Here is a 17,049-nt window from a genome sequence, read left to right as displayed (position 1 = left end):
TTTTATAAGAAAAGTTTAGGCAACTTCTTCTGTAAATTGACTATTATAAAGATCAGCATAGAAACCATCTGCTGCCATGAGCTCATCATGATTTCCTTGTTCAATAATATTCCCATCTTTCATCACAAGGATTAGATCAGCATTTCTAATAGTTGATAAGCGGTGAGCAATGACAAAGGAAGTCCGACCTTCCATAAGTTTGTCCATGGCTTTTTGAATCAATTCTTCTGTTCTGGTGTCAACAGATGATGTCGCTTCATCCAAGATAAGAAGAGGGGCATCCTTCAGAAGGGCACGTGCAATGGTCAAGAGCTGTTTCTGACCAACTGATAATGTCACAGAGTCATCCAAATAAGTGTCATAACCTTTTGGAAGTGTGGTGATAAAGTGGTGAACACCGACAGCCTTGGCTGCAGCAATAACTTGCTCGTCAGAGATATTTTCTTGGTTGTAAATTAAATTATCACGAATAGTACCTTCAAAGAGCCAAGTGTCCTGAAGCACCATAGAGAATTGGTCATGGACAGTTTCACGTTTCATGTCGCCAGTATCCACACCGTCAATGGTGATATGGCCTTGATCGATGTTATAGAACTTCATAAGCAAGTTAACAATAGTCGTCTTACCAGCACCTGTTGGACCAACAATCGCAATCTTTTGACCTGGCTTAGCAAGAGCTGAAAAATCATGAATAATAGTCTTTTCAGGAGTATAACCAAAGGAAACATGATCAAAGACAACTTGACCTTTAGTATCTGTCAATTCAGCTGTCTTACCTGATTCGTCATCCATATCTTTTTCTTCCAAAAATTCAAAGATACGACCAATAGCTGCAGTGGCTGACTGGAGCTGTGTAATCCCTTGTGCAATTTGAGAAAGAGGTTGTGAGAAAATACGAACATAAGTCATGAAGGCTACCACATCACCAATAGTCAAGCTACCATCAATAACCTTAATAGCTCCCACAAGACAGACCATGACGTAACCAAAGTTCCCAATGAAAATCATAAGTGGCATCATAATACCTGAGATAAACTGAGATTGCCACATCGATTTATAGAGCTTATCATTAAGCCCCTTGAAAGCTTGACTACTTTCTTCAGATGCATTGTAACTCGTTACAACTGCTTGACCTGTGTAGATTTCTTCAATATATCCATTAATGTTAGCTAAATTTTCTTGTTGACGTTTGAAAAGGGGTTGTGAGAAACCCATGATGAAGGCTACTAGAACAAATCCTATCAAGACAGAACCAATCGCAGTGAGAGCCATAGTGACATTTGAGTAAAACATCATAATAATGGCTGCGACCAAGAGAATACTTGAAGTAATTAGGGTACCCAAACCTTGACTAAGAGATTGTCCCAAAAGGTCAACGTCATTAGTCACACGAGAGAGGGTGTCCCCTTGAGAATGACTGTCAAAATAATTAAGGGGAACACTGTTGATTTTCTTTTGGATAGCTGTACGGAAACGTTGTGAAAAACGTTGTGTAACTGTCGCAACCGTAAAGCTTTGTAAGTAACCCACAATCGCTGAAATGGCATAGAGAACAGCCAAGGTCATAGCAATACTTGCCACCTTATCCAAATCAATACCTGGAATCGTCCCCATTTTGGTAGGTGTAATACCTTCAGTAATAGTATTGGTAATTTCTTTAAGCTTATCTGGTCCAATAACTGTAATGACTGCTGAAATAATTGCTCCAACAATCGCAAGGACAAAAGGAATTGGGAAACCTTTAATATAGGGTTTTAAGCGTTTATAGGACGATGTTTTTGGTTTATTTTCCATTTTCTAACTCCTCCTTAGACAATTGTGAATAAGCAATTTCTTGGTAAACCTCATTGTTAGCCAAGAGTTCCTTGTGGGTTCCTTGCCCGACTACTTTACCTTGATCAAGTACCAAGATTTGGTCCGCATCCATAATAGTAGAGATACGTTGAGCAACAATCAACTTGGTCATATCTTGTGTTTTTTCAGACAATTCTTGACGCAGTTTACGATCGGTCTTATAGTCCAAAGCTGAGAAGGAATCGTCAAAAATCAAGATTTCAGGCTTACGGGCAAGTGCACGCGCAATAGCCAAACGTTGCTTCTGGCCACCTGAGAAGTTAGACCCCGCTTGAGCCACTTCTGCCTTAAGTTGGCCTTCTTTATTTTCAACAAAGTCTTTTCCTTGAGCCAATTCGAGAGCTTCCCAAATCTTAGCGTCATCTAGAGGACTATTATTGCTCGTTCCCATTGTCATATTTGACGTGATATTACCTGAGAAAAGCACAGCCTTTTGTGGAATATAACCGACTATATTGTGCAAGGTTTCGTGGTCATAATGTCGTACATCCACACCGTCAACCTTGATAGTTCCTTGCGTGGCATCATAAAATCGTGGGATAAGGTTGACAAGCGTTGATTTACCAGATCCAGTCGAACCAATAAAGGCAACCGTGTCACCCTTTTTAGCTTTGAAGCTAACATGCTCCAAAACAGGCTCTGAAGTTTCAGAATAACGGAAGGAAACATCATCGAATTCGACAGTGCCCACGTCTTTAGGTTTTTCAGAACTATTTTCAGGGTAAGAGACTGAAGATTGGGTATCTAGAACTTCATTGATCCGGCTAGCTGCTACAACGGCACGTGGAAGAAGGAAGAAAACGACAATCATCATCATGAATCCCATAACAACCTGCATGGCATAAGACGAATAGACAACCATATCTGAGAAGAGATGGACCTTGTCTTCCATGGCACCAGCAATTTTCGTTGGATCTGTTGGAATCTTAACATCTTCAATCAGATGCGCACCAATCCAATAAATAGCCAGTGTCAAACCGCTGGATACAGCAGTCATTACCGGTGTTAGCAAGGCAAAAGAACGACCGATGAAGAGGTTGTTTTGGGTCAAATCAGTATTGGCCTTTTCAAATTTATCCTCTTGATAACTTTCGGCGTTGTAGGCACGCACCACACGAATTCCTGTAAGAGATTCACGCGTTACGCTATTCAGTTTATCGGTCAGAGTTTGAATCAAGCGTTGCTTAGGCATAACCATAATCAAGAGGAAGAGCATGAGAATGGCAATCACTGCCACAGCGACAAGCAAGGCAAGGAGCCAATTTCCATTTTTATCGGCAATCTTTGTAATCGCCCAAATGGCCATGATAGGCCCCTGTGTAATGACCTGTAGTCCCATGGTCAGTACCATCTGTAATTGGGTAATATCATTTGTCGTGCGGGTCAAAAGACTAGGAATGGAGAATTGCTTAATCTCTGCATCCGAAAAATCTAGAACTTGATGGAAGATATCATCACGAAGACGGGTTGTAAAACTTGCTGCTGTTCTGGCAGCTAGGAAACCAACCACTACTGAGGCCATAAAGCCCGCAAAAGACATTAAAAGCATTCGCATCCCTGGGGCATCTGTATTCCAGGCAAAAATATCCGACGCCTTAGTCCCCTTGGTTGATAAGAGGGTCGTAATGTCAGACATATAGTCTGGAATTTTCAAGTTTAGATAGACGTTCAAACAAACAAATATCACAGCTAAGATAATCATGCTTAACTCTTTTGCTGTCAAACGTTTAAAAATTTTAAACATAAGTTACTCCTTATTTTTTTCTAAATTCTTACGAATTTGGTGAAAGACCCGAAAAGCTGTTTCAGCATCCTCTTTCGAAATGCCTTCTAATAGCTGTTCATGGATAGCCTCTCGGAAATGTCCAACATCTTGGGCCTTCTTTTTACCCAAGTCTGTCAGATAAACATACTTGTAACGTTTGTCCTTGTCCGATGTCACCAATTCAACGAAACCGTTTTTCTCCATACGTTTGACCAAATTACTAGCCACTGATTTAGATATAGATAGCCTTTTCTCGATATCTTTGATAAAGATTTCTTTATCTTGGTTCTCAAACAAGTACCTGACGGCAAACCCTTGTGGACCAGCTAAATGCTCAACGCCGTAAGCTTTGCCTAGCTCTTGCACCCTAGATTCCATGGTATTGATGAATTCTCTAACGTCACTAAATGGATCTTTTCCATGCATCGCAAGTTCCTCCTTAAATAATTCTCATGGAAACTATTTTAGTTCTTATGAGAACTATTGTCAAGAAGAAAAGTTCTTATGAGAACTAAAAAAGAGTGAAAAAGAATATTGCTTTCCACTCTCACTCCCGTAACTGTGATTATTAGGGCTTTGGACTCTAAAACCTAACAACGCTTGAGCTAGGCTATCTAAATAATAATACCCTCCAAATGGTCCAATTCATGTTGAATAATTTGAGCTGGCATGCCAGAAAAACTTAACTGTTTAGGCATCCATTGTTCATCTAAATAAGCTACCTCAATCGACTCATAACGTCTGGTTGGACGACTTCCTTCTAAAGATAAACAAGACTCCTCTGTTTGAAAAGGTGAGGATTTGCTGACTAAAACAGGATTAAACATGACTAGATTAACAAAACCGATATTTACGATAATGACACGCTTTTTAACTCCAATCATATTGGCAGCCATACCCACACAGGCATCCTTATGAAACTCCAATGTATCACGCAAATCTTTAGCCAAATAGAGGTCTTCTTTAGTCGCTTCTGTCGATTTTTGTCCAAGGAAAAAGACATCCTTTACGATATTTTTTATCATCTATTTACTCCCTTCTCTTATCTAAACTATGAAATGATATATCCTTCTTTTATCGGAAGCAAAGGTCTTCATTCCAAATAAATCACCTTGACCTATTATATCAAAAGGCCCACCCTCTAGTAAAACAGACAAAAAAAGAAACCCGCAGGCTCCTTTTTAGTCATCTTTCTTCACTCTATACAAATAACCAATAAAAACCAAAAGACTAATAGTTGAAACACTTATTGCCACTTTAGCAACTGTAGTATAGCTATAGGTCAAAACAACACCATGTTTACCTGGTGGTAAGACTAGATTAGTTGGATTCTTTTCCTTAGCTAAGTAAGTGGTTACTCGCTTCCCATCAATCCTTGCTTCTTGTCCTTTGTAGTAGAAAACTGGCAACGACAAGACCTTAGATTCTTTAGACTCGTTGGTCACCGTAAGTACTAGCTCGTTGGGAGAACGGCTGATGAATGGCTTGATTTCCTGATTATCCAAGAAAAGGTGTTTTTCAAAGACAAAGCCAAAAGGCACTTCTTTATTGGTATAATCCCCATTTATATTTTTATAAGTTCCCTTGGCCAGCATTTCTCTCGTGACTTTTGTATGACTTGGCAATATATTCTTTGCTTTAGTCATCTTATCTTGAACAGTAACAATCTGAAACATATTTAGACAAAGACCTAACAAGACAAGTATTGTCGATGCCTTTATAGAAATATTTTCTAAGATATTCGCCAAAGCTAAACTGAAGAAAAGCAGAGCAAAACTCCATAATCTCCAAGGAAATTGAAGGTTGGACACTGGACTTGCCTGTAAGAACTGCCAAGGAAAACTATTCAAAGTCAAAAAGGCCAAAACAAAAGAAATAAAAAGGTAAATTCTAGCTTCCTTATCCTTCACAAAACGCTTAGCAAAAATCAGGCTTAGCAATAAGCCCAGGAGATAGAGAAGATTTACTGATGGAGTCCTTAAATCACTTTTTAGAATCAACTCCCAGTTGTCTGCCAGACTTAAAGCTGTCTTTGATAGGAGCGGTTTAAAAGTCGTTCGTAGAGTGACATACTTGAATTGCTCTATCATAGGAACAAAGAAAGCTAGAGACATACTAAGAGTGACAAGGGTGGCCTTAAGAAATCCTAGGACACGTTCTTTTTTATTATCCCAAATCCAAAAACTAGTTACCACCGCAAAGAAAATCCCAACAGAAGCCAAAAGGACCGATAAGACATGGGAATAAACTAAACCAAGCATCCCAAGAGTCAAAATCCACCATTTCTTGTAATCTCCAAAAGTTATCAAACGAACGCCAACGAAAACTAGAGGTAGAAAAATCATCGCTAGCGTTTCGCCAACGGCCGCCCGGTAATAAGAATTGTGCAAGAAATACCCCGAAAAGAGATAAAAGGTAGAAAATATCATCACCTGTTTATCAGAATATTTCAATAAACGTAATCCGTAAAAACTAAGCAAACAAGTTACAAAGCGAACAAGAAACTGAAAACTCATCCAGGCTACAAAGACCGACTGAGTCAGCTTATAGATTATGAAAATAGGATAATAAGTTAACCAGGGATAAAAGGTATTGATTAATTGTCCGGTCCCTCCGTTAGTCGTAAAATTAATAGGACTCTTCCAGACAGTATCCAAAGATAAGAGTCGGTTAATGTGAAAGACAATATCATCACCATAAAGCTTGTCCCTAAAAAAGAACATAGGCAGTATTGACACCATACTGATTAAGAAACTTATTAGAATGATTGTCTGATTAGTATACTTCTTCTTTTTTACCCCACAGGGACCCTTTCTAACACTCAAAATTATTCCTCTCATATTCTAATTCATAAAAATCTGCTCTAGAAAGAGATTTCTTACAAGGTCATTATACCAAAAAAAGCACGGAACTCCTCTTCCTCCTAAGTCTGTCTAAACAAAAAAAGAAACCCGCAGGCTTCTTTTCTTATTTTATCGAGAGGCTTATTAATCAGGTCAAGGCTGTTAATTAAACAATACCTTGAGCTGACATAGCGTCTGCAACTTTAAGGAATCCAGCGATGTTGGCACCCACAACAAGGTTACCTTCATGACCAAATTCTTTAGCAGCTGCTGCGGCATTTTCGTAGATACCTTTCATGATATCGTAAAGTTTAGCATCAACTTCTTCGAATGTCCATTGTGTACGTCCGCTGTTTTGTGCCATTTCAAGAGCTGATACAGCAACACCACCAGCGTTAGCAGCTTTGGCAGGACCAAATGATACACCAGCTTTAAGGAAGACATCAATAGCTCCCAAAGTTGAAGGCATGTTAGCACCTTCTGAAACAGCCAATACACCATTTGCTACAAGTGTTTCTGCATCTGTTTCATCCAATTCATTTTGAGTTGCACATGGGAATGCCAAGTCAGCTTTGATAGACCAAACTGTCTTTTCACCACCAGCAGGTGTGAAGGTTGCATTTGGACGAGCTTCTGCATATTTAACGATACGTTCACGTTTAACTTCTTTGATTTCTTTCAACAAGTCAACGTCGATTCCGTCTGGATCATAAACAAAACCAGATGAGTCAGAACATGTTACCGCTTTAGCACCTAGGCTTTGCAATTTTTCAATAGCGTAGATGGCAACGTTACCAGCACCTGAAACAACTGCTGTTTTACCGTTAAAGTTTTCACCACGTGCATTAAGCATTTGTTCTGCAAAGTAAACAGCACCGTAACCAGTTGCTTCTGTACGAGCAAGTGATCCACCCCAGTTCAAACCTTTACCAGTAAGAACACCTGTGTACTCATTACGAAGACGTTTGTATTGGCCATAGAGATAACCAATTTCACGTCCACCAACACCGATATCACCTGCAGGTACGTCTGTATCTGCACCAATGTGTTTGCTCAATTCAGTCATGAAGCTTTGGCAGAAACGCATGATTTCGTTATCTGATTTACCTTTAGGATCGAAGTTTGATCCACCTTTACCACCACCGATTGGTTGACCAGTCAATGAGTTTTTAAAGATTTGTTCGAAACCAAGGAATTTAATGATTGATTGGTTTACTGATGGGTGGAAACGAAGACCACCTTTGTAAGGACCAATAGCTGATGAGAATTGTACACGAAAACCACGGTTTACTTGTACTTGTCCTTTATCGTCAACCCATGGCACACGGAATGAAACGATACGTTCTGGTTCAACCAAACGTTCCAAAAGGTTTTCTTCAATATATTTAGGATATTTGTCGAAGACAGGAACAAGTGAATCGAAAACTTCTTCAACTGCTTGAAGGAACTCAGCCTCATGGCCATTTTGAGCTTTCACTTTTTCAAAAACGCTAGCAACGTACTCTTTACCTGTTGTCATATCAATGTTTCCTTTCAAATAATTACCTTAGTAATTTAATTACATGAATAGTATAAATTTTCAGAATCTTCTTGTCAAGTATTTTCTGCTATTTTTTTGATTTTTATGTTAGCTTTTATGACATAGCAAGTGATCTATCTTTTTTAAGCTACTCCTAAAAAGTTATCAATTCAACAATGTAAACGGATTCTATTTTTCTAGTTTTTCTCCAAAATTTTTTAAACTTTTTTTGAACTTTAAATCTAAAATAACCTAAAAACAATTTAGTAAAATTACTATTTTTACATTTACAAAGATCCCCAACTATGTTATTATGAATTTAGTAATTTTACTAAATCTTGAAAAGGATCATTTTTTATGAAAAGAAAGCAATTATCAGGAAAGCACATCGGCATTGTTTTTGGAACTTTCGCTCCAATGCATGTTGGGCACGTTGACCTTATTACCAAGGCAAAACGCGCTAATGACAATGTGCTCGTCATCGTAAGTGGCAGCAACACACAAGAAGATCGAGGGACACGCGCAGGCCTATCGCTCAACCGCCGTTTCCGTTATGTTCGAGAAGTTTTCTATGATGATGAATTAGTCGTTGTGGATAAACTGGATGAGGCTGGGATACCAGCCTATCCCGAGGGATGGGTACCTTGGGTTAATCGTGTCAAAGAGCTTATCTCTAAAAATACGGATAATCCTGAAAAGATTACCTTTTATGTTGGAGAGCCAGAGTACGTGACCGAGCTCAATCGCTATTATCCTCAAGCTCAGGTAGAACTCATCGAACGCTCTATTATCAACATCTCTGCTACCGAGATTCGCGACAATCCTATGGAAAATTGGAGTTTTATCACCAAGCCTTTCCGTCGTCACTTTACTCATAAGGTCCTTGTCGTGGGCTCTGCTAGCGGTGGAAAAACTACTCTTGTTAAAGATTTGGCCCGAACTTACAATGCTCCCTGCTCTCTTGAATATGCTAGGGAGTATCAAGAAAAGTATAATGTACGAGATGACGAGTTAGATACTAACGATTATATTCACCTCCTGACAGATCAATATGCCCAGACCTCTGATATCATTGATAAAGGGCAGCACTCAGGACTTATCTTTGCCGATACCAACTCAACAGTCACAAAAGTTTATATCGACTACTATTTGAAAGAAAACATTTCACAAGAAGAGTTCGATATGTTAGATTGACTCTATCAGGTGACCCAAGCTCGTGAAAAATGGGATTTGATTTTTGTAATTCTGCCAAAATCAAACTATGTGGATGATGGTTTCCGTGACATGACTATGGCTGATAGCCAAACACGTGACTGGTTTACCAAGCATCTCTTAGACCTCCTATCACCATTCAAAGATAAAATCGTTATTTTAGGGGAAAATAGTAATAGTGACAGCTTCTTTGCGGACAACTACCACAATGCCAAAAAAGCAATCAAAGAACGTCTACACATCGAGATTTAAAAGACCAATCCAACGTAATCATCACTTAAAACTTACAATACAAACATGGAGGAAACATATGACTAGAACCTTCGAAAACTCTGGTAGCGAAAAGGAATTTTTGGACATCTATCAGCGAGAGGAAATGAATAAGTACGTTAAGTCCTCAGTGACCGTTGACTCGGTCATCTTCCGCTATTATGAAGGAAGAGTCCAAACCTTACTTATCAAGCGAAAAAACCATCCCTTTATGGGGAAATACGCCTTCAGTGGTGGCTTCGTTAAGGAGCAAGAAGATCTCAATCTAGCTGTCTGTCGCGAAGTACAGGAGGAAACATCTATCACACTCAATCCTGATCATATTGAGCAACTCATTACTGTGGGAACACCTTATCGGGATCCTCGAATGTGGACCATTACAGTGGCTTACCTCTGCTTCATGACCTTCAATGACATTCAAGTGGAAAAGGCTGCCGACGATGCAGTGTCTACGCATTGGTTAGACATTGCCATGGTAGACGGTCAACTGCAACTTGTTGATGGTGATAAGACGCTGTCTCATGACGACCTCGCCTTTGACCACTGGGAAATCCTTTTGACTGCTATGGAACGTATTAAGGGAAGACTCGAATACTACCCAACTATTCTCAACATTATGCCAGAGGAAAATACCTTGACCACCTACCGTCAGCTGTTTGGGACCTTTAATGAGACATACCTTAAGATGGATTCTACAAATTTCTTACGTCGCTTTAAGCATCTTTTCCAAAAAACAGGGCGCCAAGTAGCTACCAGAACCAAAAAGGCTGCTACCTACACTTATCACATCCAACCAATCTAAAGTAGGTCTTTGTTTGACAATTTGCTCCTTACATAGTAGTATTAAGAAAAATTAATAAGAGGTATCGTATGAAAAGTTTTACATTAATTAGCGGGATTCTCATTACTCTCTTGGGTGTCTTTTTCTTCGCTAACCCTACAAACCTTCTTGCCATTGTTGGTTGGCTTTTTGCTCTAGTGATGCTCATTTCTGGTGCTTCAAGTCTTATGGTTTATTTCAAACGTGATAACGAGAACCGTTCCTTCTTCCAATTACTCCAGAGCGCCATTTCGATTGTTTTTGGTATTATTTTGCTATCGACATCGGCATGGGTACTCTCGGGTGTCGCTGTGACCATCATCGCTTGGTGGCTCCTTGTCTCAGCCTTTACCCAAGGCTTCCAAGCTTATCGTCAACGTCAGTTCGGTTTTTCAGGGCAACCTGCTTTGTCAATCGCCTTGATTTGTCTAGTATTTGGGCTTTTGCTCTTTAGCGCACCATTTTTCTCAGCCTTTATTATTGGTCGCTTGGTAGCTTCCTTAATTATCTTTGCGGGTGTATCTGTCCTCTCCTTTTCATTCCGCTTGTGGTAGGAAGAAAATAGTCACTACATAAACATAAAAAAGCCTTGCAATTCACATTTGCAGGGCTTTTGTCACACTTTGATTACTAAAGAGCTTATCCTTCTAGCTCACTCAAATACTCATAGCGTTCATACTTTTCAAGTAGTGTTTCGTTAGCAGCATCCAAATCACGTTGAAGGGTAGCTAACTGTCCATAATCGCTAGCATTTTCAAGCATGGCTGCTTCAATCTCTTCGATTTTAGCTTCAAGGTCAGCAATCTCATCCTCGATGGTCGCCCACTCTTGTTTTTCAAAGTAGCTCATGCGTTTTTTGTCTTCTTTGACTTTCTCAACTTTAACGCTAGCTTGCTCTTTTTCCTTCTCTAAGAGGGCTGCTTGCTCTTGGAAGAAGGCTTTTTCATCAAGGTAGTCAGTGTAGTTACCAAAGAACTCTCGCACACCACCCTCTTCAAAGGCTAGAATCTTGTTAGCCACCTTGTCCAAGAAATAGCGGTCGTGACTTACGGTAACGACAGGGCCGCCAAAACCATTAAGGAAGTTTTCCAAAACCGTCAAAGTCGCAATGTCTAAATCATTTGTCGGCTCATCCAAGAGCAGAACATTAGGCTTTTCAATCAGAATCTTAAGTAGATAAAGACGTTTCTTTTCCCCACCAGAGAGCTTAGCAATCTGTGTCCCATGGGTAGAACGAGGGAAAAGGAATTGCTCTAAGAGCTCTGTGATACTAGTTGTTCCAACCGTTGTCTTAACCTCATCTGCAACTTCTTGCAAGTAGTTAATGACACGCTTGCTCTCATCCATGTCCTTAATTTGCTGCGAGAAATAACCAATACGTACCGTCTCACCAATATCTAGGACACCAGCTGTGGGCACAAGGTCGCCATTAATCAGATTGAGCAAGGTCGATTTCCCGACACCATTATCCCCAACAATACCGATACGATCACGATTTTGCATGATAAGATTGAAATCACTGAGAATTTGCTTGCCATCTTCATAAGCAAAATCGACATGCTCAAAGTTAACCACCTTCTTACCAATACGGCTAGTCTCAAAGTTAATTTCAAGATCGTCATTATTAACCGTTTGGTGAACCTCACCCTTAAGCTCCTTAAAACGATTGATACGAGCTTGTTGCTTGGTCGCGCGTGCCTGTGGTTGCGTTCGCATCCATGCCAACTCCTGCTTATAGAGTTGCTTTTTCTTGTGAAGAGCCGCTGCATCTCGTTCATCTTGTTCAGCCTTTAGACGCACATAGTCTTGATAATTTCCCTGGTATTCAATCAGATTAGCCTGGTCTAGCTCAAAGATACGTGTGGCCACATTGTCCAAGAAATAACGGTCGTGGGTAATAAAGAGGACCGTTTTTTTAGAAGACTTGAGAAAATTAGTCAACCAAGCAATAGTATCAATATCCAAATGGTTAGTTGGCTCATCCAAGAGCAAGAGATCTGCATCATTCAAGAGAACCTGAGCCAACTGCACACGGCGACGAAGACCACCTGAGAGGTCCCCGACCTTTTGCGAGAGGTCTGACAATCCCAACTTAGACAAGACTGTCTTAACCTCGCTCTCAATGGACCAAGCATCTAGACTATCCATCTCTGCCATAACCTTCTCCAAGCGAGCCTGATTCTCCTCAGAATATTCTGCCATAAGGGTTTCATATTCTCGAATCAAAGCCATCTCACGAAGGTCTGATGACAAGACAGTTTCAAGAACCGTCTTGCTATCATCAAATTCTGGCTCCTGAGTCAAATAAGCAATCTTATAGCCATTAGCCTTGGTGAAAGGTGACACATCACCATCAAAACCAATACGCTCAGAGACAACATCTAGCAAGGTTGTCTTACCTGTCCCATTGACACCAATAATCCCAATACGATCCAAATCATGGATAATGAATGAAATCTCTTTAAAAACCGTCTTATCTCCAACGGACTTGGTTAATTTTTCAACAATAAAATCTGACATCTTACTTCCTTCTTACAAATAACACCGCTACGGATCCTACGCATGCTCTGTAGCGGTGTGTCTTTTTTATCACGTCTCTAGACTTATTTCATAGCTTGAACAAAGGCCATGATGGCTTCCTCGGCATTAGCTAGTTGACCATCAACGATAGCATTTTCGATAGCCTTAAGTGCACGGCCAAGGTCTGGACCAGGTTTGAATCCCAGCTCCTTCATCAGTGTGCCACCATTCACAACGATTTCGTGCTTATCATGGATGAGCAACTGGCCATCCAACTCGGCAATACGCTCATAATCGACGTCCAAGCCCTGAGCCCGTCTCAAGGTTTCAGCCTCCTCTAAGAGTTCCTTACCATACTGATAAACATCTTGCTTGGTCACAGCTCTCTCCAAACGGAAATTGAAAATGTCAACCAGGGACTGAACTGTCTTTTGGAAATTAACAGATGTCTTCCATTTTTTAAGAAAAGAACGTGGATTATCGTGCTTGAGAGCCAGAAGAGTTGCCGCCCAGGCTTGCTCAGAACTTGTAAATCTAAAGTCATCAGCATAATCTGATACAAAAGACTGCCATTTCTCTGCTGTCTCTTGAAAATCTGGAAGATACTGATAAGCCTTAGTTGCTAGAAGTGCCTTGATTCCTTTTTTCCAATGTGGTGCCAAAAGCAACTTATCGAACTCGATGAAACTTCGCTCAATCGAAATCTTTTCCAAAAGAGGAGCATGGCTGGTCATAGCCTCAAAAGTCTTTTCTTCAATATCGAAATCTAAGCTCGCTGCAAAACGTAGTCCCCGCATGATACGAAGAGCATCCTCGTTAAAGCGTTCCTCAGCCTTACCAACAGCCCTTAAGACACGGTTGTCCAAATCAGCAAGACCATTGAACTTATCAATAATCTCAGCATTTTCATTAAGAGCAAAAGCATTGACTGTAAAATCACGACGCTTAAGATCTTCTTCCAATGAACGCACAAAGGACACGCTAGACGGACGACGGTAATCCACATAGACGTCCTCTGTTCGGAAGGTCGTCACCTCATACTCACCGCCATTTTCCAAGACCAAAACGGTCCCATGTTCAATACCAATGTCTACCGTACGCTCAAAAATCTGTTTAGTCTCCTCAGGATAAGAAGACGAAGCAATATCAACATCGTGAATGGGACGGTTGAGAAGGGCATCGCGGACCGATCCACCAACAAAGTAAGCCTCAAACCCTGCAGCCTTAATTTTCTCTAATATTGGTAAAGCCTTCTGAAATTCAGAAGGCAAATAACTTAATCTCATAGCAAATGTTCCAAACCATAAACAAGCTGATTACGTTTAACAACTTCTTTAATCCCAAGATTAACACCACCCATAAAGGAAATGCGGTCGTAAGAGTCGTGACGCAAGGTCAATCCTTCTCCTTGGGCACCAAAGATAACCTCTTGGTGAGCCACAAGACCTGGCAAACGCACACTGTGAATACGGAAACCATCAAACTCCGCACCACGTGCCCCAGCAAGTGTTTCCACCTCATCCTCAGCTCCCTGACGTTTAGTCTCGCGAACCTCACGAATAAGTTCAGCCGTTTTCACTGCTGTACCTGAAGGCGCATCTTTTTTCTTGTCATGGTGAAGCTCAATGATTTCAAGATCTGGGAAATATTTGCTAGCTTCTGCCGCAAACTTCATAAGAAGGATAGCACCAATAGCAAAGTTAGGAGCAATCAAACCACCAATAGACTTGTCTTTAGAAAGGTCTGTTAATTCCTGAATTTGTGCTTCAGTAAATCCTGTTGTACCCACAACTGGTGCAAAACCATTCTCCAAAGCAAAACGAGTATTTTCATAGGCAACAGCAGGCATAGTGAAATCCACCCAGACATCTGCATCAAAGCCAACCAAATCCGCTTTATCTGTGAAGACAGGAACACCGTCCACTTCTTTTTCTGTCGCAAATGGGTCAAGCAAGGCAGCCAAAGTCAATTCGTCATCTCCCTTGACCATCTCAACCGCAGTTGAACCCATTCTTCCTTTAAATCCAGCAACAATAACTTTAATAGACATGTCATTTTTCCTCTCTATTGATCTTAATCATAGACAAGCCCCATCCCACATGGATAGTACTTATTTGGTAAATTTAGGTGTTAGACCTAACACTAGTGCTCCTTCACCCAAGTGTGTCGCAATTACGGCACATAAGGATACCACTGTTGAAACACTAATTCCCTGTACTTCTAGCTGTCTTTTAAATTCCTCAGCTTTTTCAGGAGCATTAGTGTGAAGGATACTAAGCTCCATTTCACGATTTTCCTCAGCTAGGGCAACCAAACGTTTCACAGCTTTCTTCTCTGTACGCACCTTTTCAAAAACAACGATTTTTCCTTCGTCATTAAAATTCAAAATAGGTTTGATAGACAAAAGATTTCCTAAAATCGCCGAACCATTCGACAAACGACCACCCTTAACCAGATGATTAAGATCATCCACAAGAATATAGGCCGTCGTTTGGTCAACTTGCTCCTCAAGCTTCTTCAAAATGTTCTCAAAAGACATCCCTTGAGCTGACCAATGCAAAACGTTTCTCACCATGGCTCCCATAGGAGCTGCTGTGATTTTTGTATCAGGAAAAGCAATCTTCAACTTGGCATGGTCCTCAATCAAAAACTGACTATTAGCCCAAAAACCAGAGATTCCTGAAGAAAGGAAAAGCCCAATGACATGGGTATAACCTTCCTCCTCCAACTCCATAAGCAAGTTATCCAAGTCAGCTAGATTAGGTTGCGACGTCTTGAGCAGTTCCTCAGAGTTTGCCATTTGCTCATAAAAATGATTGACATCCAAATTTTTTCCTTCAACAAAAGGCTGCCCCTCAATGATGACCGGAATATCTAAAACATAAACATCAGCACGACCCTGAATTTCAGCAGGGAGATTAACCGATGAGTCCGTAATAACTGCAAGAGACATCTTAGAACTCCAAATTGATACCTGGACGATCCAAGGCAATTTCAGTTACTTCATAAGTCAAACGTTGAAGCGTATCCAAGAGCGGTGCAGCCAAGGCTTCTGCTTCTTCTTGTGAGAAGTCTTTTGGTTCATTGACGATACGGTTTTGAATGTGGTCCATTTGAGAAACAATCCCTGAGATAACAAACTCATCACGGACAATCATAAATTGCAAAACAGCTACAACAGACGTATTGTTAGCTTCTTCATCTTTATTGTGCAACTGGAAAGTTACTTCAACATTTGTTTTAGGAATACCATTCTCTTTTTCCCACTCATGGTTACGAACATCATAGTGGTAACGGTTAACAAATACTTTTTCGCGAATTAAATCCATTAGTCATATTCTCCTTGATACAATTACTCTTTATTATAGCATAAATATGCTTTATTATGGGAATATTATTGACAGAAAAATGAGTATTTAGACTGATTTTGACAGCAACAATAATCACTAGAAAAGTAGGAGCTTTGATTTAGGACTAGGACTACTAAAATAAGGCTCCTTCATCAGAATAGAGCCCTTTTATTGCCAGCTAACAGTCTCTTAAAGAATGTTTCTGCTGTCCCTTTTCATCAAAATTCTCAGGAGCTAGCCAATTCTCGAATCGTTTCTTAAGTGCTGGCCACTCACTATCAATAATCGAGAACCAGTCCGTATCACGGCTACGTCCCTTATAGATAGCATGGTTACGAAAACGCCCCTCATAGGTGAACCCTAAACGCATAGCTGCATTGGCAGAAGGACGGTTGAGACTATCACATTTCCACTCATAACGACGATAGTTAAGATCTTCAAAGACATATTTCATAAGCAAGTATTGAGCTTCTGTGGCTGCTCGAGTCTTTTGTAAAGCAGGTGCTAAAATCACTCGTCCCATCTCGACACTACGATTTTTTGGTGTAATAGCCATAAGTGAAAAGGTTCCCAGAACCTTACCTGAAGCCTTATCCCTGATGGCAAAGAAATAAGGATTTTGGGATTGCTCATAATCCTCCAAACACTGACGGACAGCTTCTTCAGATTCAAAAGGATCCGCATACATATAGGTCCAATCAGAAAGAATCTGATTAGTAAAGTAAAAGTCTAAAATGTCCTCATAATGCTCTGCCACCGTCAAATGTTCAACGCTGCAATAACGGCCTTCTAATAGGGCAACATCTGGCATCTTCCCCGGACTAGCATCCGCGAGACTTGGCCCCACTTCTTGTTGGTAGTGATTTAAAGGCATAGGATTCTCCTTTTTTTATAAA

At 40.4% G+C, this 17,049-nt stretch carries 14 protein-coding genes and 1 pseudogene; 3 read left to right on the top strand and 12 right to left on the bottom strand.

Features of this window, described 5'->3' with window-relative positions:
- Window positions 1–15 precede the first annotated feature (15 nt).
- From AX663_RS09760 to gdhA, 6 genes are all read right to left on the bottom strand, one after another.
- The gene (locus AX663_RS09760; protein ID WP_060973356.1) at window positions 16–1,794 is read right to left on the bottom strand and encodes an ABC transporter ATP-binding protein; all 1,779 of its coding nucleotides are present in this window, start codon (window positions 1,792–1,794) and stop codon (window positions 16–18) included.
- Window positions 1,784–3,598 carry an ABC transporter ATP-binding protein gene (locus AX663_RS09755; protein ID WP_060973355.1) on the bottom strand — a complete coding sequence of 605 codons (1,815 nt, stop codon included), beginning with the start codon at window positions 3,596–3,598 and terminating at the stop codon, window positions 1,784–1,786. Before AX663_RS09755 ends, AX663_RS09760 begins: the two co-directional genes overlap by 11 nt.
- Before the next feature lie 3 nt (window positions 3,599–3,601).
- Entirely contained in the window at window positions 3,602–4,045 is a 444-nt protein-coding gene (locus tag AX663_RS09750; protein ID WP_060973354.1) for a MarR family winged helix-turn-helix transcriptional regulator, read from the bottom strand.
- A 188-nt stretch (window positions 4,046–4,233) separates the two neighbouring features.
- On the bottom strand, window positions 4,234–4,644 hold the full coding sequence (locus AX663_RS09745; protein WP_060973353.1) for a peptide deformylase: 411 nt from the start codon (window positions 4,642–4,644) through the stop codon (window positions 4,234–4,236).
- 156 nt (window positions 4,645–4,800) lie between these two features.
- Window positions 4,801–6,342, bottom strand: coding sequence for a YfhO family protein (locus tag AX663_RS09740; protein WP_231724235.1), 1,542 nt, complete (start codon window positions 6,340–6,342; stop codon window positions 4,801–4,803).
- 286 nt (window positions 6,343–6,628) lie between these two features.
- Window positions 6,629–7,981 carry an NADP-specific glutamate dehydrogenase gene (gene gdhA / locus AX663_RS09735; protein WP_037597452.1) on the bottom strand — a complete coding sequence of 451 codons (1,353 nt, stop codon included), beginning with the start codon at window positions 7,979–7,981 and terminating at the stop codon, window positions 6,629–6,631.
- 357 nt (window positions 7,982–8,338) lie between these two features.
- Between gdhA and AX663_RS09730 the strand changes: the two are divergent.
- The 3 genes and pseudogenes from AX663_RS09730 (at window position 8,339) to AX663_RS09720 (ending at window position 10,837) form a co-directional block, all read left to right on the top strand.
- Window positions 8,339–9,445, top strand: a pseudogene (locus AX663_RS09730) (AAA family ATPase).
- A gap of 58 nt (window positions 9,446–9,503) precedes the next feature.
- Complete coding sequence (locus tag AX663_RS09725) at window positions 9,504–10,265, top strand: NUDIX domain-containing protein (protein WP_060973352.1); 762 nt, start codon at window positions 9,504–9,506, stop codon at window positions 10,263–10,265.
- Between the two features lie 68 nt (window positions 10,266–10,333).
- On the top strand, window positions 10,334–10,837 hold the full coding sequence (locus AX663_RS09720; protein WP_060973351.1) for an HdeD family acid-resistance protein: 504 nt from the start codon (window positions 10,334–10,336) through the stop codon (window positions 10,835–10,837).
- An 85-nt stretch (window positions 10,838–10,922) separates the two neighbouring features.
- Here AX663_RS09720 and AX663_RS09715 read toward each other — a convergent pair whose 3' ends face one another.
- The 6 genes from AX663_RS09715 to AX663_RS09690 form a co-directional block, all read right to left on the bottom strand.
- Window positions 10,923–12,803, bottom strand: a complete 1,881-nt coding sequence (locus AX663_RS09715) for an ABC-F family ATP-binding cassette domain-containing protein (RefSeq protein WP_060973350.1) — start codon at window positions 12,801–12,803, stop codon at window positions 10,923–10,925.
- A gap of 83 nt (window positions 12,804–12,886) precedes the next feature.
- Window positions 12,887–14,089, bottom strand: coding sequence for a CCA tRNA nucleotidyltransferase (locus AX663_RS09710; RefSeq protein ID WP_049545669.1), 1,203 nt, complete (start codon window positions 14,087–14,089; stop codon window positions 12,887–12,889).
- On the bottom strand, window positions 14,086–14,853 hold the full coding sequence (gene dapB / locus AX663_RS09705) for a 4-hydroxy-tetrahydrodipicolinate reductase (protein WP_037612027.1): 768 nt from the start codon (window positions 14,851–14,853) through the stop codon (window positions 14,086–14,088). Before dapB ends, AX663_RS09710 begins: the two co-directional genes overlap by 4 nt.
- Before the next feature lie 60 nt (window positions 14,854–14,913).
- Window positions 14,914–15,756: a DegV family protein gene (locus tag AX663_RS09700; RefSeq protein ID WP_060973349.1), complete on the bottom strand. Its 843-nt coding sequence runs from the start codon at window positions 15,754–15,756 to the stop codon at window positions 14,914–14,916.
- Window position 15,757: 1 nt separating this feature from the next.
- On the bottom strand, window positions 15,758–16,132 hold the full coding sequence (locus AX663_RS09695; protein ID WP_048790149.1) for a DUF1149 family protein: 375 nt from the start codon (window positions 16,130–16,132) through the stop codon (window positions 15,758–15,760).
- A 199-nt stretch (window positions 16,133–16,331) separates the two neighbouring features.
- Entirely contained in the window at window positions 16,332–17,027 is a 696-nt protein-coding gene (locus tag AX663_RS09690; protein WP_060973348.1) for a GNAT family N-acetyltransferase, read from the bottom strand.
- Window positions 17,028–17,049 lie beyond the last annotated feature (22 nt).

This window comes from Streptococcus sp. CCH8-H5 (assembly GCF_001556505.1).
Classification (GTDB): Bacteria; Bacillota; Bacilli; order Lactobacillales; family Streptococcaceae; genus Streptococcus.
The sequence above is the reverse complement of the archived record's forward strand: the minus strand, read 5'-3'. Positions and strand labels throughout refer to the sequence as shown.